Source organism: Duganella levis (assembly GCF_009857605.1).
Lineage (GTDB): Bacteria > Pseudomonadota > Gammaproteobacteria > Burkholderiales > Burkholderiaceae_D > Rugamonas > Rugamonas levis.
Window position 1 is genome coordinate 501,636 of sequence record NZ_WWCT01000001.1, and the last position, 19,679, is coordinate 521,314.

16 protein-coding genes and 1 pseudogene are annotated in these 19,679 nt (G+C 61.1%); 8 read left to right on the top strand and 9 right to left on the bottom strand.

What is annotated here, in order from left to right:
* Positions 1-16: 16 nt before the first annotated feature.
* On the bottom strand, positions 17-1,858 hold the full coding sequence (locus GTP69_RS02245; protein ID WP_161053334.1) for an acyl-CoA dehydrogenase: 1,842 nt from the start codon (positions 1,856-1,858) through the stop codon (positions 17-19).
* Positions 1,859-1,863: 5 nt separating this feature from the next.
* Positions 1,864-3,042, bottom strand: coding sequence for an acetyl-CoA C-acyltransferase (locus GTP69_RS02250; protein ID WP_161053335.1), 1,179 nt, complete (start codon positions 3,040-3,042; stop codon positions 1,864-1,866).
* Between the two features lie 202 nt (positions 3,043-3,244).
* Between GTP69_RS02250 and GTP69_RS02255 the strand changes: the two genes are divergently transcribed.
* Positions 3,245-4,942, top strand: coding sequence for an MFS transporter (locus GTP69_RS02255; RefSeq protein ID WP_229260764.1), 1,698 nt, complete (start codon positions 3,245-3,247; stop codon positions 4,940-4,942).
* A 41-nt stretch (positions 4,943-4,983) separates the two neighbouring features.
* On the opposite strand, the gene GTP69_RS02260 is transcribed toward GTP69_RS02255, so the two are convergent.
* The gene (locus GTP69_RS02260; protein ID WP_161053336.1) at positions 4,984-5,862 is read right to left on the bottom strand and encodes a transposase; all 879 of its coding nucleotides are present in this window, start codon (positions 5,860-5,862) and stop codon (positions 4,984-4,986) included.
* Between the two features lie 370 nt (positions 5,863-6,232).
* Here GTP69_RS02260 and GTP69_RS02265 point away from each other — a divergent pair, with 370 nt between their 5' ends.
* On the top strand, positions 6,233-6,760 hold the full coding sequence (locus tag GTP69_RS02265) for a P-loop nucleotide/nucleoside kinase family protein (protein ID WP_161053337.1): 528 nt from the start codon (positions 6,233-6,235) through the stop codon (positions 6,758-6,760).
* Here the strand turns inward: GTP69_RS02265 and GTP69_RS02270 are convergent.
* The 6 genes from GTP69_RS02270 to GTP69_RS02295 form a co-directional block, all read right to left on the bottom strand.
* The gene (locus tag GTP69_RS02270) at positions 6,748-7,518 is read right to left on the bottom strand and encodes a LytR/AlgR family response regulator transcription factor (RefSeq protein ID WP_161053338.1); all 771 of its coding nucleotides are present in this window, start codon (positions 7,516-7,518) and stop codon (positions 6,748-6,750) included. The two genes, GTP69_RS02265 and GTP69_RS02270, sit on opposite strands and share 13 nt — an antisense overlap.
* The gene (locus tag GTP69_RS02275; RefSeq protein ID WP_161053339.1) at positions 7,519-8,694 is read right to left on the bottom strand and encodes a sensor histidine kinase; all 1,176 of its coding nucleotides are present in this window, start codon (positions 8,692-8,694) and stop codon (positions 7,519-7,521) included. It lies immediately after the preceding gene.
* A 21-nt stretch (positions 8,695-8,715) separates the two neighbouring features.
* On the bottom strand, positions 8,716-10,089 hold the full coding sequence (locus tag GTP69_RS02280; protein WP_161053340.1) for an alpha/beta hydrolase family protein: 1,374 nt from the start codon (positions 10,087-10,089) through the stop codon (positions 8,716-8,718).
* 167 nt (positions 10,090-10,256) lie between these two features.
* On the bottom strand, positions 10,257-10,922 hold the full coding sequence (locus GTP69_RS02285; protein WP_161053341.1) for a PEP-CTERM sorting domain-containing protein: 666 nt from the start codon (positions 10,920-10,922) through the stop codon (positions 10,257-10,259).
* Between the two features lie 187 nt (positions 10,923-11,109).
* Positions 11,110-11,760, bottom strand: a complete 651-nt coding sequence (locus GTP69_RS02290) for a PEP-CTERM sorting domain-containing protein (RefSeq protein ID WP_161053342.1) — start codon at positions 11,758-11,760, stop codon at positions 11,110-11,112.
* A gap of 151 nt (positions 11,761-11,911) precedes the next feature.
* Positions 11,912-13,993 (bottom strand): 3-hydroxyacyl-CoA dehydrogenase NAD-binding domain-containing protein, encoded by a 2,082-nt coding sequence (locus tag GTP69_RS02295; protein WP_161053343.1) that lies wholly within the window; start codon positions 13,991-13,993, stop codon positions 11,912-11,914.
* Positions 13,994-14,318: 325 nt separating this feature from the next.
* Between GTP69_RS02295 and GTP69_RS02300 the strand changes: the two genes are divergently transcribed.
* The 6 genes and pseudogenes from GTP69_RS02300 to GTP69_RS02320 all read left to right on the top strand — a co-directional run bounded on the left by GTP69_RS02300 (position 14,319) and on the right by GTP69_RS02320 (position 19,672).
* On the top strand, positions 14,319-16,016 hold the full coding sequence (locus GTP69_RS02300) for a methyl-accepting chemotaxis protein (RefSeq protein WP_161053344.1): 1,698 nt from the start codon (positions 14,319-14,321) through the stop codon (positions 16,014-16,016).
* A gap of 2 nt (positions 16,017-16,018) precedes the next feature.
* Positions 16,019-16,834, top strand: coding sequence for a CheR family methyltransferase (locus GTP69_RS02305; RefSeq protein WP_161053345.1), 816 nt, complete (start codon positions 16,019-16,021; stop codon positions 16,832-16,834).
* Positions 16,835-16,843: 9 nt separating this feature from the next.
* The gene (locus tag GTP69_RS02310; RefSeq protein WP_229260765.1) at positions 16,844-17,413 is read left to right on the top strand and encodes a chemotaxis protein CheD; all 570 of its coding nucleotides are present in this window, start codon (positions 16,844-16,846) and stop codon (positions 17,411-17,413) included.
* Positions 17,406-18,341 (top strand): annotated as a pseudogene (locus tag GTP69_RS31800) (chemotaxis protein CheW); the annotation flags it as partial. The gene GTP69_RS02310 and the pseudogene GTP69_RS31800, both read left to right, overlap by 8 nt.
* 135 nt (positions 18,342-18,476) lie before the next feature.
* Entirely contained in the window at positions 18,477-18,929 is a 453-nt protein-coding gene (locus tag GTP69_RS31805) for a chemotaxis protein CheW (protein WP_371867779.1), read from the top strand.
* 50 nt (positions 18,930-18,979) lie between these two features.
* Positions 18,980-19,672 carry a DUF4197 domain-containing protein gene (locus GTP69_RS02320; protein WP_161053347.1) on the top strand — a complete coding sequence of 231 codons (693 nt, stop codon included), beginning with the start codon at positions 18,980-18,982 and terminating at the stop codon, positions 19,670-19,672.
* Positions 19,673-19,679 lie beyond the last annotated feature (7 nt).

The window sequence follows — 19,679 nt, forward strand, 5'->3', positions numbered from 1 at the left end:
TTTTGATTATTCCTGATTAGAACCAGGCATCCTGCATATCGAGCGTGGTGGTGTCTATGCTGGCCAGCAGTTCCAGCTGCGGCCCCACCTTGGGCAGCTCCCACTGGAAGAAATACAGGCACGCCTGCAGCTTGCCGCGATAGAAATCAGTATCGCCGCTGGCCAGCGACGCCGCCGCCAGCAAGGCCTGCTGCAACCAGATCCACGCCACCACCACGTGCCCGACCGCTTCCAGATAAATGCTGGCGTTGGCCAGCGTCTTGTTCAAATCGCCGACAGCATACAACTTCTGAGTGACTTCTTCCACGCCTTGCCAGGCCTGCTCCAGCGCGTCGGCGTGCGCCAGCAGTTCGACGCTGATGGTGGCCAGCCCCGGACCGACCGCATCCGGCGCGCCAACACTGCCGCGCACCTTGCGTATCGTCTTGCGCAGCTCGGCGCCAAAGGCACGGAACAGCGCGCCATCCTGCAAGCTCACCTTGCGGCCCAGCAGGTCCAGGCCGTGGATGCCGTGCGTGCCTTCGTGGATGGCGTTCAGGCGGTTGTCACGGTAGAACTGTTCGACGTTGTATTCGCGCGTGTAGCCATAACCGCCGTGTACCTGGATCGCCAGGCTGTTGGCCTCGACGCACCATTGCGATGGCCACGACTTGGTGATCGGCGTCAGAAAATCCAGCAGGCGTCCGGCATGTTCGCGGGCTTCCGGCGTTTCGGCCGTGTTCTGCTCGTCGACCAGGCGGGCGCTGTACAGCACCAGGCTGAGGCCGCCTTCAACGTAGGCTTTCTGCGCCAGCAACATGCGCCGCACATCGGTGTGCTGAATGATCGGCAACTGCGGTTGCGCTGCGTCTTTCTGCGCCGGGTGGCGACCTTGCGGCCGGTTGCGCGCGTATTCCAGCGCGTGCAGGTAGCCGGTGTAGCCCAGCACAGCCGCGCCGAGGCCGACGCCGATGCGCGCCTCGTTCATCATGTGGAACATATTCGCCAGGCCGTGGTGCGGCTCGCCGACCAGATAGCCGATGGCGCCGCCGTTCTCACCGAAGTTGAGCAGGCAGTTAGTGGTGCCGCGATTGCCCATCTTGTGGTTGAGGCCGGCCAGCGAGATATCGTTGCGCGCGCCCAAGCTGCCGTCGTCGTTGACCAGGTACTTCGGCACGATGAACAGCGAGATGCCTTTGACGCCGGGGATCAGCTTGCCGTCTTCGCCGGGGATCTTGGCCAGCACCAGGTGGACGATGTTTTCCGCCAGCTCGTGTTCGCCGGCCGAGATCCACATCTTGTTGCCGGTGATCCGGTACTGGCTCTCGCCGTCGGGCACGGCACGGGTGGTGATGTCCGACAGGCTGGAGCCGGCTTGCGGCTCGGACAAGCACATGGTGCCGAAGAAGCGGCCGGCCAGCATCGGATTGACGTAGGTTTCAATCTGCGCCGGCGTCGCGCATTTGAGCAAGGTGTTGGCGTTGCTCATGGTCAGGAAGGTGTAGGCCGAGGTGCTGACGTTGGCGGCGGTGAAATACGCCGCCAGCGCCTTCTCGACCACCACCGGCAGCTGCATGCCGCCGCGCTCGTAGTCCTGGCCGGCCGCCATCAGGCCGGCCAGCGAAAACGCTTCCAGCGCCGTCTTCACCTCGGGGATGATCTGCACCTTGCCGTCCACCACATGCGGCTCGTTGGCGTCGGCCTTCTTGTTGTGGTTGGCGAACAGATCGGTGGCGAGACGCTCAGCCGTATCGAGCGCGGCGTCGAAGGTCTCGCGGTTATGGTCCTCAAACCGGGCGCGGCGTGTCAACGCCTCCGCGTCCAGCCACTCGTACAACATGAAGGACAGGTCGCGGCGCGACAGAATGGTCGAGCGCATGGTGCTTACACCACTTCGAACAGGCCTGCCGCTCCCTGGCCGCCACCGATACACATGGTGACCACCACATATTTCACGCCGCGGCGCTTGCCTTCGATCAGCGCATGGCCGACCAGGCGCGCGCCCGACACGCCATACGGGTGACCGACCGCAATCGCGCCGCCGTTGACGTTGAGACGGTCCATCGGGATGCCCAGCGTGTCGGCGCAATACAGCACCTGCACCGCAAACGCCTCGTTCAGTTCCCACAGGCCGATGTCCTCGACTTTCAGGCCGGCTTTCTTCAGCAGCTTGGGCACGGCGAATACAGGACCGATGCCCATCTCATCCGGTTCGCAGCCGGCCACGGCGAAGCCGCGGAACACGCCCAGCGGCTGTAAGCCCTTGGCGGCGGCGGTCTGCGCGTTCATCACGATGGCCATCGAGGCGCCATCCGAAAACTGGCTGGCGTTGCCGGCGCTGATGACGCCGCCCAGCACCGCACTGCGGATCTTGGATACGGCTTCGTACGTGGTATCGGCGCGGATGCCTTCGTCGGCCGAAATGGTCACTTCACGCGACAGCAGCTGGCCGGTGGCTTTATCGGCCACGCCCATTACCGTAGTCATCGGCACGATTTCGGCATTGAACAGGCCGGCGGCCTGGGCGGCGGCGGCGCGCTGCTGGCTTTGCACGCCGTACTCATCCTGACGCTCGCGGCTGATGTTGTAGCGCTTGGCGACGGTTTCGGCGGTTTGCAGCATCGGCCAATAGATTTCCGGCTTGTTTTTCGACAGCCAGACTTCCTTGTACATATGCATATTCATCTCCTGCTGCACGCAGGAAATCGACTCGACGCCGCCGGCCGCATAAATCTCGCCTTCGCCGGCGATGATGCGCTGGGCGGCAGTGGCAATGGTTTGCAGGCCGGACGAGCAGAAACGGTTGATGGTCATGCCGGCGGTGGTCACCGGGCAGCCGCCGCGCAGGGCGATCTGGCGCGCGATATTGCCGCCGGTGGCGCCTTCCGGATTGGCGCAGCCGGCCAATACGTCTTCCACTTCGCCGGCTTCCAGGTTGGCGCGCTGGATTGCAGCTTGCAACACATGGCCACCCAAGGTGGCGCCGTGCGTCATGTTAAACGCGCCTTTCCAGGATTTGGCCAGGCCCGTGCGGGCGGTAGAAACAATGACGGCATCGATCATGAGAAGTCTCCTATAGTGAAGGTGTTATCAATCCAGAATAGCATAGTTTTAGTACGGTCGTTCGCAAAATTTATTGTAAGTTTCGCGTAAGCCTCGTGAAAGCATCGCGTAAGGTTCAGCGCCCAAACTCGGATCAAGCTGACGAAGTGCTAACTATCTCAGCTGGGGACAAAACATCCTATAAAATCAAAGGAGACACATCATGGCAAATAGCGGTACCGCGGATACCCGCAACCTAACCAAGCAGGCCACGCCGATGACGGCCGAAGAGCGCAAGGTGATTTTCGCCTCCTCGCTCGGCACCGTATTCGAGTGGTACGACTTTTATCTGTACGGCTCGCTGGCGCCTATCATCGCCAAGCAATTCTTCATCGGCGAACCGACCACTACCTTCATCTTCGCGCTGCTGGCGTTTGCCGCCGGCTTCATTGTCCGTCCGTTCGGCGCCATCGTGTTCGGCCGCCTGGGCGACATGGTCGGCCGTAAATATACCTTCCTGATCACCATCCTGATCATGGGCGCTTCCACCTTTATTGTCGGCCTGTTGCCGGGCTATGCGGCGATCGGCATCGCCGCGCCAATTGTGCTGGTCGGGCTGCGGATTCTGCAAGGGCTGGCGCTGGGCGGCGAATACGGCGGCGCAGCGACCTATGTAGCCGAGCATGCGCCGGCTGGCAAGCGCGGCTCGTTCACCGCCTGGATTCAGACCACAGCGACGCTGGGCCTGTTCCTGTCGCTGCTGGTGATCCTGGGCACCCGTACCGCCGTCGGCGAAGAAGCCTTCAATGCCTGGGGCTGGCGCGTGCCGTTCCTGGTGTCGGTACTGCTGCTGGGCGTGTCGGTGTGGATCCGCATGTCGATGAATGAGTCGCCGGCCTTCGCCAAGATGAAAGCCGAGGGCAAGACATCGAAAGCGCCGCTGAGCGAAGCCTTCGGTCAATGGCGCAACCTTAAAGTGGTGATCCTGGCGCTGATCGGCCTGACCATGGGCCAGGCAGTGGTGTGGTACACCGGCCAGTTCTATGCGCTGTTCTTCATGACGCAAGTGCTGAAGATCGACGGCGCCAGCGCCAACATCATGACCGCCCTGTCGCTGGCCCTGGCCACGCCGTTCTTCATCTTCTTCGGCATGCTGTCGGATAAGATTGGCCGCAAGTGGATCATTCTGGGCGGCTGCATCCTGGCGGCAGCGACCTACTTCCCGCTGTTCGGCGCCCTGACCCACTACGGCAATCCGCAGCTGGAGACCGCGCTGAAAAATTCGCCGGTGGTGGTGATTGCCGATCCGGCTTCGTGCCACTTCCAGTTCAACCCGACCAACACCAAGAAATTCCCATCGTCGTGCGACATCGCCACCGGCATGTTGTCCAACGCCTCGGTGAACTACACCACGCAAGACGCGCCAGCTGGCAGCGTGGCCAAGATCAAGGTCGGCGAAAAGGAAATCTCGTCGTTCAACGCCGTCATGACGCCGGATGGCCTGAACTTCGACAAACCATCGAAGGATACGGAAGCCGCGCTGAAGAAAGAAGTCGGCGGCGCCATCAAGGCAGCCGGCTATCCAGCCAAGGCGGATGACGCGCAAATGAACAAGCCGATGGTGGTGCTGATCCTGTTCATCCTGGTGCTGTACGTGACCATGGTGTACGGCCCAATCGCCGCCATGCTGGTGGAGATGTTCCCGACCCGCATCCGCTACACCTCGATGTCCCTGCCGTACCACATCGGTAACGGCTGGTTCGGCGGCCTGCTGCCGACCATCTCGTTCGCGCTGGTGGCGTTCAAGGGCGACATCTACTACGGCCTGTGGTATCCGATCATCATCGCCCTGATCACCGTCGTCATCGGCGCGGTATTCGTTGGAGAGACCAAGGACAACAACATCTACGCGGCTGACTGAGCCTGAGCCGCCGCAATAAAAAGCCGCCTTTGGGCGGCTTTTTATTCGGGGTCAGTTCTGCCAAATGCACACGGACTGGAGGGTAGGCATTCCAGCTTTCGCACTATCCTGCTGACGGTACGGTTGGACACGTTGAAATACTCACCGATCTGTTTCATCGTATAAGCAGTAGAAAGATATGCGTGCAATATTGCTTGTTCGCGGTCAGGAAATTTTGACTGGTAGTCCGCGAGGGACAGCGCTAACGCTCGGCGATGGACCCGGGCCACCTCGCTCAATCGATTTTCGGATGGTTCAGCATAGTGCTGAGCGAGAAAGCTGTCATCCCCCAACAATAACTGATGCCGCGTGCTGTTAAGCGGATTCGCCTTGCCTACGCCAGCCGCCAGGAACTGCCGATATTCCTGGATCGCTTCCAACCTTGTAGCGCCAAACTGGCTTAGTAACCAGTCGACCTGCAACCAGGGCGGTGCAGGCTGATGCTGAACCGTTAGCGGATAACTGCTCCACTGCCAATCGTCCAAAGTCGCCACAATCCCTGCTCTCAACGGATTCAACACGATATACCGTGCCAACTCAAGCAAATAGGTTTCCTTTTGCACTAAAACTGCATGATAACGGCCTTGGAAAACATGCCCCACGAAGTCATGACGGCGATTGAAGTATTGGGAGTAGTTGCCATTAAGTTGCCGCATTCCGGCAGACAGATTTGCCTCCCCAGTCTCGACAAGCAAATGGTAATGGTTCGTCATCTGGCAAAAGCTGTGCACAGTAAAGTTGAACCGAGCACAGATTCGTTCAAGCACTGATAACCACACGAGTCGATCACTATCGTCGTGGTAAATTGCTTGTCGTCGGTCGCCCCGTGAATACACATGATAAAGGGCGCCAGCAAATTCCAATCTTAGAGGTCGGCTCATCAACGCAAATTACGCCGACGATTAATTATCACCATGACCTAGCACAGTTGATACCGTATTTCCTCGATGTCGCGCTGAGGTCGTGTGCATTTGGCAGAACTGACCCCAACGACTGTAGCGCTGAGGTCGTGTGCATTTGGCAGAACTGACCCCAACGACAGGTAGGCGAACGCTCTTTTGTTGACACATATCTTCAGCTATGCAATGCTCGGGGCATGCAGCCTACCCAACGCCTCCACAAGCTGTCGATTATTATCGCCATTATTTTTATGGCGGGTTAGCTTTCTTTACTACCGAAGAAGCCCGCCCTGGAGGCGGTTTCTTTTTTTGGGACGTCGCCTTTAGGATTTTTAAAAAAAAGGAGAGTTCCATGAAAACTGAAGTTCACGCCGCCACCCCCGCTGCTCCCTCATGTGGTCCGACGCTGCATCTTGTATGCGGAAAAATCGCCGCCGGAAAATCTACCCTGACGAATCAGTTGGCACGAGCGCCAAACACGGTACTCATCAGCGAGGATAAATTGCTCGCGACCGTCTACCCCGGCGAAATTCAATCAGTGGCGGATTATGTTCGCTGCACAACGAAACTGAGAAGCGCTATCCAGCCACTGGTCGAAGATATCCTGGCCGCAGGCAGTTCGGTCGTGCTGGATTTTCCGGCCAATACGCTCGCCAGTCGAAGCTGGATGAAAACAATCATTACGAACACGTCCGCTTCACATTGCCTGCATTTCCTGGATGTGAGCGATGAGGAATGCAAAAGAAGATTGAATCGGCGCAACGAAGAAGCGACGCATCAATTCCGTACCAGCGAAGCGGAGTTCGACCAGATTACTCAATTCTTTACACCGCCAACGAACGACGAAGGCTTCAACGTCCAAAGGATCTACCCGACGTAGACGTCGCTCTTGAAGCGCCAGGCGTAGGTCTGGCTGACCTTGAGTTGTTCCGGATGGTCGCGTAGCTCGACGGTGATGGCGCCCGCTTCGTCGCGGCGGGCGCGGGCGATGGCGCGGACTGCGACCAGCGTGCCACGGTGTATCTGCCAGAACTGGCCAGGATCGAGTCCTTGTTGCAGCTGCTTGATCGGCGTGCGCACCAATCCCTCATCGGTGGCGCTGACCACGCGCGTGTAGCGGCTGTCCGATTCAAAAAATAGCACTTCTTCGATCGGGAATATCTTGATGGTGTTGCCGCTATTCGTGCTGATCCAGCGGATACGCTCGGCCTGCGCACTCACGCGCAATTGCCGGTCCACCTCGCCCATCATGCGCAGCAGATCGGGCATGGCGGCGCCGGCGGCGAGTTGCTTGCGCAAGCGCTCCACTGTCTGCGTCAAGCGGTCCAGCGCGATCGGCTTGAGCAGGTAGTCCTGCGCGCCGACGCCAAACGCTTCGACGGCGTGGGCGTCATAGGCCGTGGTGAACACCACGCGGCAGCGGCCTTCGCTGGCGCGCGCCACGTCCAGCCCGCTCAGCTCGGGCATGCGGATGTCGAGGAAGGCGATGTCGGGCCGGTGCGCGGCGATGGCGGCCAGCGCTTCGTCGCCGTCTTCGCATTCGGCCACGATGTCCAGTTCCGGCCAGACTTGGGCCAGCAGCCGGCGCAAGTCGCCGCGTTGCAAGTCTTCATCATCGGCGATCAGGGCGGTCGGCATTCAGGACTCCTTGGTTGGCAAAGCTTGCACAGGCAGGTTGATGCTGGCTTGCAGTCCGCCCTGCTCGCGCGCGGTCAGCGTCAACGCCGCTTGGCCTTGGTACAGATGTTGTAGCCGTTCGCGGATGTTGCTGAGGCCGATCCCGCTACCGCTGGCACCGCCGCCGAAGCCGATGCCATCGTCGGCCACCGCCAACACCAGTTGCTGGTCGCGCCGGCTGACCCTGACGACAATTTCCACCGGCCCTTTCTTCGGTTCGATGCCGTGCTTGACCGCGTTTTCCACCAGCGAGATCAGCATCAGCGGCGGCACCGCGCAGTGCCGCAGTTCGTCCGGGCAGTCGACGCGGAAGGCCAGCCGTGGCAAGCGGGTGTGGATCACGCCGAGATAGGCGCTGACCGCGTCCAGCTGCGACGCCAGCGGCACCAGCAGTTGCGCGCCATCGTCGCGGATCTGCGGAATCGTCGCCCTCAGGTAGTCGACCAGATGATCGATGATGGCGACGCCACGCGCCGGGTCGCTGATGATCGCCGCCCGCACGCCCGACAGCGTATTGAACAAAAAATGCGGCTCAACCTGGCTGGCCAGCAACGACAGCCGCATCGCCACCTGATTACGCTCGTCCTTGTAGCGCTCCATTTGCTCGAACAGATGGGCATCTTGCAGGCGGCGGCGCTGCCGCAGGTAGGCGATCAGGTCGCCCACGCCGCCCAGCCACAGCAACACAAAGGCCCAGACGATGCCATTGATCAGGCGCTCCGACGGCGAGTTCTGCACGCGGGTAAACTGGGAGATATAGCCAGCCACCAGCACGCCGATCAGCAGCGCCGCCAGCACGCCGGCCAGTTCGCGGCGCGGCGGCCAACCGCGCTGGCATACCAGCACTGCTAGCCACCGCCCCAGAAACAGCGCCACCACCACCAGCGGCCAGACGGCAAACAGCGTCACCAACTCGGCCGGTTTGGAGAGCGATGACGGCATCAGACTGGCCAGCACCAGCAGGAACAGCGTAAAACTCAGCACCGGCAACAGGAACGAGCGCGCGCGATAAGCAAACCAGGTGCGGCTGAACACCGGATACTGGCGCGCCTTGGCCGACCAGCCCGCCAGTTGGCCGGCCAGGCGAGCGGGAATCGGCTGTTCATTGGCGGCGTCTGGTACGGTGGGTCGGTTCATCACATGCATTCAATAAAGCGGTTACTGCACCTGACTGCGAATCCAGTCGGACATTACGGCCAGCGCCGATGGCGCCAGCGTTTCCTCGATCTGCCCGTATTCGGCAGGCGCGCCGGTGGTCGCGGTCTGGAACAGGTGGTTTAGTTTGGGCAGCTCTTTTACCACGGCGCGCGGGTTGTTGGCCAGTGCGATGCGCATCGCGTCGAGGTCGAGCTTGGCCGGCACCTGACGGTCCAGCTCGCCATTCAAGGCCAGGACAGGCTGGCGCATAGCGCGCAGGGCCGGCCCCGGCTCCAGGCTGAGGAAGGTGCGGAACCACGGCGTGGTGAAGGTTTTCGCCTCCAGCGCCGCCGCGCCCTGCACCACCAGATCGTCACGTTCACCCTGTTCGAGGATGGCCTGGGCTTTGATACGCGCCTGCTCCGGATCGCGCTCGGCGACGATGGCGGCCAGCATGGCCTGATTCATGGCGCGCTGCCTGGCGGCTTTGTCGCCCTCGCTGTGGTACGCCAGCTGTTCCACCATCAACAATTCGCCGCGCACGCCGGGGCCGGCCATCAGCACCACGAAGCCCAGTTGCGGGGCGCGCGCGGCGACCATCGGCGCGATCAGGCCGCCTTCGGAGTGGCCGATGATGCCGAGGTGGCGGGTGTTGATTTCCGGCCGGGTGCGCAGAAAGTTGACGGCCGCTTGCGCGTCGTCGGCAAAGTCGTGTGTAGTCGCGATCTTGTAGTCGCCGCTGGAAGCGCCGATGCCGCGCTTGTCGTAACGCAGCACGGCAATGCCCTGGCGCACCAGATGGTCGGCCAGCACCAGGAAAATCTTGTGGCCAAAGACTTCTTCGTCACGCGTATTCGGTCCGGAGCCGTGCACCAGCACCACGGCCGGCCATGGCCCGGCGCCTTTCGGCAAGGACAGGCTGCCGGCCAGTTGCACGCCGGCGGCCGAGCTGGCGAACTTGACCTCCTCGCTGGTGTAGGTCGCCGCAGCGGCGGCAATGGCTTTTTCCTGCGGCCGTGACGGCGCCGTCACAGCTGCCGCGCCGGGTTGCACGCGCTTGAGCGTCAGCGGCGCTTTCTGGCCCTGGGTCCAGGTGCCGGTCCAGGCCTTGGCCTGATCGTCCCACGCGGCCTGATAGCTGGCTTGTAATTTGGGCAGCGCAAAGCTGAGATGCGTGGCGTCGGTGTTCAGCTGCTCGACCTTGGACGAGAACGACTGGCTCGGGCTGGCCAGCGTGGCTTGCCATTGGCCGTCGGCACTCTTGCTGACGTCCAGCACCACGGTCAACTGGCCGGCGATCACGCCGCTCCACTGTCCTTGCGCGTCTTCCGCGTTGGCCGGCACAACCAGGCCCATGGCCACGATGGCGGACAGGCCGCCGAGGAAGGTCTTCATGCTGTTGCGCTTTCCGGAATTGAAGGAAGCTCTACCTTAGCCAAACGGCAAGTTGCGCGCAACAATATGCGACCAATCCGCTCGGGGATGTCATCAAGCCCTGTTTTCCGGTCACGAATAAAAAAACCGCCCCGGAGGGCGGTTGAACTTGCGGTAACGTACTCGGTTCAGACAGCGTTATTTTTGCGGCGACGGGCAACTACGCCCATCAACGCCAGGCCGCCCAGCATCATGGCGTAGGTTTCCGGTTCCGGCACCGCAGCAGCGATGCTCGACGTGCCGAATTCCACGCGCAGGCCGGTCGGATTGCCGCCGTTCTGCTGCCAGTTGGTGACCACGAAGTCCAGCTTGTTGACGCCGGAGACAAAGCCGCTGGTCGCGTTGAACGAGGTCCAGTCGGTAAAGCCGGCGGCGCTGCCGATGACCTGGTTGTTCAGCTTGACGGTGACGGCGTTGTCAGCCGCCAGACGGCCGGCGAACGAGGCGGTGGTAGCGTTGTAGCCGGTCAGGTTGAACGACAGCGTGTAGGTGTAGGTGCCGGCATTCCAGGCGTCAAAGGTCTGGCCCTGGGTGCTGGTCGGCGTGATCCATTTCGAATCGCCGCTGTTGGCCAGCCATGGGCTCACCGGCCACTGGGTGTCATAGGTGATGAACGGCTTGGTGTTGGTGATCGTGGTGTCGCTGCTGGCGGCGGTCAGCTTGTAATTGTTGTCGGTGCTGCCGCTGGTGCCAACGCCGGTGTTTTTCAGGCCGGTGATGGTGGTGGTAGCGGCTTGCGCCGAGCCTGCGAATGCTGCGATGGCCAGGGCGGCGGTGATGACGATGCGTTTCATGGGAGCCTCTAAAAAGTAAGTTGGTGAAGTTGCCAGCATCGATAGGGGTGCCGGGTTTTCATCATCGAACCGTTTTTTAGGGCGTCGAAGGAAGGAACTGCTGTTGTGAAAAATTATAGCCGAGTTTTGCAGAAAATGCTCACATGCTACTTAAATTTCTTTAAGGCATGTAAGCATAAACCATACTTTATTTGTTTTTACGCCGGCGCGCTACCGCAGCCAGCATCGCCAGCCCGCCCAGCAACATGGCATAGGTTTCCGGCTCAGGTACGGCGGCCACTTGCGACTCGAGGAACTCCACCCGCAGCCCGGTTGGATTGCCGCCAGCCTGGGCGTCGTTGGTCACAATAAACTTCAGCGTGTTGACGCCGGAGACAAAACCGCTGCTGGCGCCAAAGCTGGTCCAGCTGGAATAGCCGCCCGGGCCACCGAGACTGCTGGTATTCAGCATGATGGCGACGCCGTTGTCGGCCGCCATCCGGCCGCTGAACATTGCGGTGGAGGCGTTATAGCCGGTCAGGTCGAACGTCAGCGTATAGGTATAGGTACCGTTGGCGTTGGCGTCGAAGGTCTGGTCCTGAAGCCGGGTGGGCGTGATCCACTTGGACACCGAGGTGTTTTCCAGCCAGGCGCTGCCGACCGGCCAACTGCTGGCCGTAGTGATGTACGGCGCTGTGTTGCTGATGACCGTGTCGCTGCTGGCGGCCAGCAGCGCGTAGTTGAAGTCCTGGGTGCCGCTGGCGCCCAGGCCTGTATTGTAGAGACCGCTGATAGGGTCGGCATAGGCGGAGGTAATGCCAGCCACTGCCAGCGCTGCTGCGAGGATCGCGTGCTTCATGTGAACTCCCGTTATTAGTATAAGTTTGGAATACCACTGAGTGCGGCCGCTTTCCGGCAACGGAAAACAATACGGCCGGGATCAAGTATATCGATCCCGGCCGTATTGCATGATCATATTTGCAATGAAAATATCCTAAATACAATAGCAATTAGCTATTAAAGTGATTTCCTTCCGCCGCCAGTTTTTGCAACAGCGGCGCCGGCTGCCATGCCTGGCCCTGATGACCCTGGGCATATTTGCGGATCGCCGCCAGCACATTCGGCAGGCCAACCGTGTCGGCGTAGAACATCGGGCCGCCGCGGTACAGCGGGAAGCCGTAGCCGGTCAGGTAGACCATGTCGATGTCGGACGCACGCAAGGCAATGCCCTCTTCCAGGATCAGCGCGCCTTCGTTGACCAGCGCGTAGACCAGGCGTTCAACGATTTCCTGATCGCTGATCTTGCGGCGCGTAATACCGAGGTCGGCCGAGTGCTGGACGATCATGGCGTTGACCTGCTCGTTCGGATAGGCCTTGCGGTCGCCGGCCTTGTAGTCGTACCAGCCGGCGCCGGTTTTCTGGCCGTAGCGGCCCATTTCGCATAGCAGGTCGGCGGTCTTGGAGTAGCTGATTTCCGGCTTCTCGACGTAGCGGCGCTTGCGGATAGCCCAGCCGATATCGTTGCCGGCCAGGTCGCCCATGCGGAACGGGCCCATGGCAAAGCCGAACTTCTCGGCGGCCTTGTCGATCTGCTCGGGCAGCGCGCCCTCTTCCAGCAGGAAGCCGGCCTGGCGGCTGTACTGCTCGATCATGCGGTTGCCGATGAAGCCGTCGCACACGCCCGACACCACGCCGGTCTTCTTCAGTTTCTTGGACAAGGCCAGCGCCGTCGCCAGCACGTCCTTGGCGGTTTCCTTGCCGCGCACGATTTCCAGCAGCTTCATCACATTGGCCGGCGAGAAGAAGTGGGTGCCGATCACATCTTGCGGGCGCTTGGTGAAGCTGGCGATCTTGTCGACGTCCAGCGTCGAGGTATTGGTGGCCAGGATGGCGCCCGGCTTCATCACCTCGTCCAGCTTGCGGAACACCGCTTCCTTGACGCCGATCTCCTCGAACACCGCTTCCACCACGATGTCGGCCTGGCCGATCTCTTCATAGGACAGCGTGCTGCTCAGCAGGCCCATGCGCTGGTCCAGTTTTTCCTGGGTCAGCTTGCCTTTCTTCAGCGTGTTTTCGTAGTTCTTGCGGATGGTGGCGATGCCTTTGTCCAGCGCTTCCTGCCTGGTTTCCAGCAGCTTGACCGGAATGCCGGCATTGAGGAAGTTCATGGCGATGCCGCCGCCCATGGTGCCGGCGCCGATGATGGCAGCCGACTTGATCGGGCGTACCGGCGTATCGGCCGGCACATCGGGTACTTTGCTGGCGACACGTTCGGCAAAGAAGGCATGGCGCAGCGCCTTCGATTCAGTGGTCTGGATCAGGTGCAGGAAACGGTCGCGCTCGAATTTCAGGCCGTCTTCAAACTTCATCGTCACCGAGGCGGCGACGGTTTCCACGCACTCCAGCGGCGCCGGGAACGGGCCGGCCATGGCCTTGACGGTGTTGCGCGAGAACTGCAGGAAGGCCTCGTAATTCGGGTAATCGACTTTGCGGTCGCGCACTTTCGGCAGCGGGCGCACATCGGCGATTTTTTCGGCAAAGGCCACCGCCGAGGTCAGCAGGTCGGCATCGGCGGCAAAGAGTTCGTCAAACAGCGCCGGCAGTTTTTCCGACAGCACCGGGTTGCCGGACACGATCATGTTCAGTGCCGGCTCCAGGCCCAGCACGCGCGGCAGGCGCTGGGTGCCGCCGGCGCCCGGCAGCAGGCCCAGCTTCACTTCCGGCAGCGCGATTTGCGCGCCCGGCAGCGCCACGCGATAGTGGCAGCCGAGCGACAGCTCCAGGCCGCCGCCCATGCAGACGGTGTGGATGGCCGCCACCACCGGCTTGGTCGAATTTTCGGCGGTGGCGATAAAGGTGTGCAGGCTGGGCTCGGCCAGCGCTTTCGGCGTATTGAATTCTTTGATGTCGGCGCCGCCCGAGAAGGCCTTGCCGGCGCCGGTGATGACGATCGCCTTGACCGCATCATCGGCCAGCGCGCGCTGGATGCCGTTGACGGCGGCGGTGCGCGTCACCAGACCCATGCCGTTGACCGGCGGATTGTTCAGCGTAATGACGGCCACTGCGCCGTGCACTTGGTATTCAGCAGTCATGTCTCTTCCTTATGATTTTAGTAGGGTGGGCTACCCGATAACTATACCGCATAAAAAGAACGATCGTATTATTATTTTCATGGGTTTTGCATGCTGAGAGGAAACTTTGTAACGCCGCGAACTACGGCCCCAGCTGTTGCTACGAAGGGACAATTTACCCCGGTTATATTGTGCTCAGCTTGCTTCGAATTTAATTAGACGAAATAATAAACCAACGCCGCATATTCCCCGCCCCCGAATATCATATTAATTCTCACCAAATATCACCATAAATAACTATCAATGATATTTGGGCATTTATTTTATATATTGGATAGGGATTTCCATGAACGCTCCGAGCCAGATCATCAACGTCCAGGATATTGAATTACAAGCCATTCACGCGGCACTGAACCGGGTGCAGGCGGTGATTGAATTCGACCTGGAAGGCAAGATCCTGCATGCCAACGAGAACTTCCTGCGCGTGCTCGGCTACTCGCTGGCCGAGGTCCAGGGCCGTCACCACTCGATGTTCTGCGAACCGGAATTTGCCGCCAGCCCCACCTACAAACAGTTCTGGGCCAAGCTGGGCGCCGGCGAGTACGAACACGGCGAATACAAGCGGCTGGCCAAGGGCGGCCGTGAAATCTGGATCAACGCCTCGTACAACCCGATCATGGACGCCGACGGCAAGCCGTACAAGGTGATCAAGTTCGCCACCGACATCACCGACACCCGCATGCGCAATGCCGAGTACGAAGGCAAGGTCAGCGCCATCGGCAAGGCCCAGGCCGTGATCGAGTTCGACATGGGCGGCCACGTGCTGGCCGCCAACGAAAACTTCCTCGACGTCATGGGTTACTTCCTTGATGATATTAAAGGCGAGCATCACCGTATGTTCTGCGATCCGGAATTTGCAGCGAGTGCCGAATATAAACGTTTCTGGCAGAAATTGAATCGTGGCGAGTTTGATAGTGGCCGATATAAACGGATCGGCAATAATAAGAAAACGATATGGATTCAAGCCACTTATAATCCCATCCTGGATTTAAATGGCAAACCATACAAAATAGTTAAATATGCAAGCGATATTACCGCCCAGGTCGCGCTGGAGGAATCCGTGTCCGCCAAGGCCAAGTCGGACGGCGAAAAAATCGCCCGCCTGCTGGACTCGGTCGAGCACGCGGCCAACGGCGACCTGACCAGCAAAGTGCTGGTCGAAGGCGACGAACCGCTGGACCTGCTGGCCGGCGGCATCAGCAAGATGATCGCCGACTTGCGTAAAGTAATCAGTGATGTGGTGATGTCGGCCAGCGGGCTGGCCGACGCCTCCACCACCATTTCCGAGCGCAGCAATGGCGTCGCGGTCGGCACCCAGGCGCTGGGCGCCACCGTGGAGGAAATGAACGCCTCCATCGACGGCCTGACCAGCTCGATCAACATCATCGCCGGCAACACCACCGACGCCGACACCATGGCCAAGCAGACCCAGCACGAGGCGGAAATCGGCGCCAAGGCGGTGGCCAAGTCGATCGAGGCGATGGACCTGATCAACCGCTCGTCGGAAGACATCGGCGAAATCGTCAAAGTCATCAGCGACATCGCCAACCAGACCAATATGCTGGCCTTCAACGCCGCCATCGAGGCTGCACGCGCCGGTGAACACGGCCTCGGCTTCTCCGTGGTGGCCGACGAGGTGCGCAAGCTGGCAGAGCGCTCGTCGCAGGCGACCAAGGAGATTTCCAAGCTGATCAACGAGTCGGTCAAGCGGGTTTCGGCCGGCAGCGAGATTTCGCGCCAGGCCAGCGACGCCTTCGACAAGATCCTGACCGGGGTGCATCGCACCACCGAGGCGATTTCCGACATTTCCAAGGCCACCAACGAGCAGCTGCTCACCGCGCGCGAAGTCAGCACCGCGGTGCAGTACATCGCCGAGGAGGCCGAAAAATCGGCCGCCGCCTGCGACAGCATCGCCCGCTCGACGGAAGGCTTGAACCAGCGCGCAGGCGATCTGAATAAAACGGTTTCCGGCTTCCTGGTGTAATCATGGAAGCCACCGGATTTTCTCCGGCGACGCTGAGCGCGCTGATTGCGCTGGTGCGCAAGCACACCGGCATCGCCATGACCGAACGCAAGAGCGTGCTGCTGGAACGGCGGCTGCGCCCGCGCGTGCAGGCGCTCAACCTGGGCAGCTACCAGGCGTATCTCGACAAGGTGGAACAGGACCGCGCCGAGGTGCCGCACTTTATCGATCTGGTGACCACCAACGACACGCTGTTCTTCCGCACGCCGCAAGTGTGGGATTACGTCGAGAAGGAATTTCTGCCGCAGTGGTGGGCCGCGCATCCGGGCAAGCGCCTGAAAGTGTGGTCGGCGGCCTCGTCCAGCGGCGAGGAGCTGTATTCGATGGCGATTCTGTGCGAGGAATTCGCTGCTACCAATGCCGGCTTCAGCTACCAGATCCACGCCACCGATATTTCGCAGCAGATCCTGGCGCTGGCGCGCGACGGCCAGTACACCGGCCGCTCGGTCGAGCGCATCCAGTCCACCCATCCGGACTGGGTCAAAAAGTATTTCCGCCCAAGCAGCAATGGCTTGCGGGTAGTCGATGCACTGAAAAAAAACGTGGAGTTAGCCCAACATAATTTGCTGACTCCTTTAAAGCCCGCCAAACAGTTTGACCTGGTGTTCCTGCGCAATGTCCTGATCTATTTTGATCAAGAACAGCAGCAGACCATCCTCCAGCAAGCGCGTTTGAGTATGGCGTCCCACGCAGTCATGATTGTGGGCGAATCCGAATCGATCACGGGCCTCAACACCGCCTACCAGTTCGACCGGCCGATGATTTATCGAATGGAATAGGCGGTCAACATGCAAGCGATCTTCAACACTCCCGTCCAGCAGCCCATGCCGGGCGCTGCCATGCCATGGGGCATGCCCGAGCGCGCCGACTTCGGCCTGCGCGCACCGCTGCAAGTGGCCATGGGCCAGCTCAAGCTGGGCGCCCGCACCGATCAGTTGCAGGCGCTGCTGGGTTCCTGCGTCGGCATCGCTTTGATCTGGAAAAAACGCGGCCAATGCGCGTTGGCGCACTGCCTGCTGCCGGAATGCCCGCAGATGGCCGACGAGTTCGGCGCCCGCTACGTCAACCAGGCCGTGCCGTCGCTGCTGCGCCTGCTGGGCGCCAGCCAGGCCGACTATGCCGATATCGAAGTGGTGATCGCCGGCGGCGCCACCATGCTCAACAGCTGCTCCAGTCGTCTGCAAATCGGCCAGCAGAACGCCGAAGCGGCCCGCAAGCACCTGCGCAAATATGGACTGAACGTCAGCTATTGCCGCATCGGCGGCAAGTGCGGCCGCACGCTGACCGTCGATTGCGCCACCTGCACCTACGCCGTGCAGGAAATCGTCACCAATTGCTCCGGAGCCACGCATGCCTGATGCCTCGGCGGTTACCTGTACTGAATTGTTTGGCTCTTTCGTGCTCGGCGGCGATGAATTCGCCCTGCCCGCCAGTTGCTTCCGCGAAGTGGTCAACTACCCGGACAAGGTATCGGCGCTGCCGCTGTCGCCGAAATTCCTGGAAGGCGTGTTCACCTTGCGCGGCAGCGTGATCCCGGTGGTCAACCTGGGCCGGGTGTTCGATCCGGGCGCTCGCGGCGCGCTTGCGACCGACAAGATCGCCATCCTCGATTACGAGGGCGTACTGATCGGCATCCTGTTCGACGCCACCGGCGAAATCCTGCGCGTGCGGCCCGAACAACGCAGCCGGCTGGCCTATGCCGACGGCGAGCCGCGCGGTGTGGTGGCCGGCACCATCCTGCTCGACAACGGTGCGCGGCTATTGCAGATACTCGATCCCGACACGCTGATCCACATCGAAAACGTGCCGCAGGTGCGCGCCATCCAGTGTGCCGACAAGGAAACCCGGCGCCATCACGGCGAACGGCGCCAGTGTGTCAGCTTCCGTGCCGGCCCGTCGTCGTTTGCGTTCGAGATGGCGGCCATCCAGGAAATCATCCGCGTGCCGGAATTGCAGGCGTCGGTGCTGAACAGCGCACTGTGCCTCGGCCGCATCAACTTCCGTGGTGCGCCGGTGGCGGTGGTCGATTTCGCCACGCTGCTGAACGCCGCGCCGACCCGAGAGGAAGCCGCTGCAGCGGCCGCCAGCCCGGACCAGCGCATCATCGTGGCCCGCATCGACGACGCCACCATCGGCTTCCTGGTCGACTCGGTCGACAACATCATCAATTTCTACAGCGAAGAAGTGATGCCGATTCCGCTGCTGAGCAAGGCGCGCGCCGGCATGTTCGGCGGCTGCCTGTCGCGGCCGCAACTGGGCGATATCTTCTTCCTCGATCACCGGCAAATTTTCTCCAGCAACGAAATCAAGGAAATGCGCACCGGCCACGCCAACCTGTATCCCAAGGATGAGGAACTGCTGGCCAAGAACGACCGCCGCGACGCCCGCCGCAGCCAGCGCCAGGTCTATATCACCTTTGCGCTGGAAAACAGCTATGCGGTGGAAATCAAGCAGGTGCGCGAGATCATCGATCTCAGCATGGGCGAGCTGACCCGGCCGCCCGGCCTGCCAGGCTTCATGCGCGGCATGCTGAACCTGCGCCAGCAGATGGTCAGCGTGATCGACCTGCGCAGTCTGTACCAGATGGCGCCGCTGGAAGACAGCGGGCTGGCGAAAATCCTGGTGGTGGAGCGCGGCGACGAATGCTACGGCCTGATGGTGGATGCGGTGGAAAACATCATGACCATCGAGGACAGCCACCGCTTCGGCGCGCCGAAGATGATGCGCAATGCCGGCGCCCAAGGCGATCCGCGCAGCGAAATGGATGAAGTGATCGACATCGGCGAAGGCGATACGCGCCGCACGTTAAGCGTGTTCCAGTGCGGCCGCCTGCTGGAACGGCTGGCGCGCGAAATCCCGGCGCTGGCGGCATGAGTGCGGGAGGAGTACAGTAGCAGCATTGCCAACCCACAGCGTCACTAACCATGCCAATATCCCGCCGTACGATCGCCCTGTTGATTCCGATGAGCCTGCTGGCCGCCAGCGCGTATGCGATCTCGCTGTCCGACCTCAGCAACCAGGATGCATCCAGCGGCCTGAAAGCGGCGCTGGAGACCGGCTCGAACGCCGCCGTCAGCAAGCTGGGCGCCGAAGGCGGCTTCCTCGACAACGCCAAGGTGCGCATCCCGCTGCCCAAGATCCTGGAGCAGGCGCGGCCGATTTTGAAGATGACCGGCAAGGGCCAGCAGCTCGACGACCTGGTGGTGCAGATGAACCGCGCCGCTGAATCCGCCGTGCCAATGGCCAAGCCGCTGCTGATCGACGCCGTCAAGTCGATGTCCATCAGCGACGCAAAGAACATCCTGACCGGCGGCGACACCTCGGTGACCGATTTCTTCCGCGCCAAGACGCAGGACAAACTGGCGGTGCAGTTCCTGCCGGTGGTGAAGAAAGTCACCGACCGCTCCGGTGTCGCCACCAAGTACAACGCCGCCATGAGCCTGGCGCCGAAGATGGGCATGCTGGCCAAAGACCAGGCCACCGTCGAAGGCTACGTCACCCAGCGCGCGCTGGATGGCCTCTACACCATGATCGCTGAAGAGGAAAAAGCTATCCGCGCCGACCCGCTCGGCACTGGCAGCAAGCTGATCGGCAAAGTGTTCGGCGCCCTCAAATAAGTTGCCT

Coding starts and splice junctions, on each gene's coding strand:
- GTP69_RS02245 (WP_161053334.1), bottom strand. CDS start 1,858: ATGCGCTCGACCATTCTGTCGCGCCGCGACCTGTCCTTCATGTTGTAC.
- GTP69_RS02250 (WP_161053335.1), bottom strand. CDS start 3,042: ATGATCGATGCCGTCATTGTTTCTACCGCCCGCACGGGCCTGGCCAAA.
- GTP69_RS02255 (WP_229260764.1), top strand. CDS start 3,245: ATGGCAAATAGCGGTACCGCGGATACCCGCAACCTAACCAAGCAGGCC.
- GTP69_RS02260 (WP_161053336.1), bottom strand. CDS start 5,862: ATGAGCCGACCTCTAAGATTGGAATTTGCTGGCGCCCTTTATCATGTG.
- GTP69_RS02265 (WP_161053337.1), top strand. CDS start 6,233: ATGAAAACTGAAGTTCACGCCGCCACCCCCGCTGCTCCCTCATGTGGT.
- GTP69_RS02270 (WP_161053338.1), bottom strand. CDS start 7,518: ATGCCGACCGCCCTGATCGCCGATGATGAAGACTTGCAACGCGGCGAC.
- GTP69_RS02275 (WP_161053339.1), bottom strand. CDS start 8,694: ATGAACCGACCCACCGTACCAGACGCCGCCAATGAACAGCCGATTCCC.
- GTP69_RS02280 (WP_161053340.1), bottom strand. CDS start 10,089: ATGAAGACCTTCCTCGGCGGCCTGTCCGCCATCGTGGCCATGGGCCTG.
- GTP69_RS02285 (WP_161053341.1), bottom strand. CDS start 10,922: ATGAAACGCATCGTCATCACCGCCGCCCTGGCCATCGCAGCATTCGCA.
- GTP69_RS02290 (WP_161053342.1), bottom strand. CDS start 11,760: ATGAAGCACGCGATCCTCGCAGCAGCGCTGGCAGTGGCTGGCATTACC.
- GTP69_RS02295 (WP_161053343.1), bottom strand. CDS start 13,993: ATGACTGCTGAATACCAAGTGCACGGCGCAGTGGCCGTCATTACGCTG.
- GTP69_RS02300 (WP_161053344.1), top strand. CDS start 14,319: ATGAACGCTCCGAGCCAGATCATCAACGTCCAGGATATTGAATTACAA.
- GTP69_RS02305 (WP_161053345.1), top strand. CDS start 16,019: ATGGAAGCCACCGGATTTTCTCCGGCGACGCTGAGCGCGCTGATTGCG.
- GTP69_RS02310 (WP_229260765.1), top strand. CDS start 16,844: ATGCAAGCGATCTTCAACACTCCCGTCCAGCAGCCCATGCCGGGCGCT.
- GTP69_RS02320 (WP_161053347.1), top strand. CDS start 18,980: ATGCCAATATCCCGCCGTACGATCGCCCTGTTGATTCCGATGAGCCTG.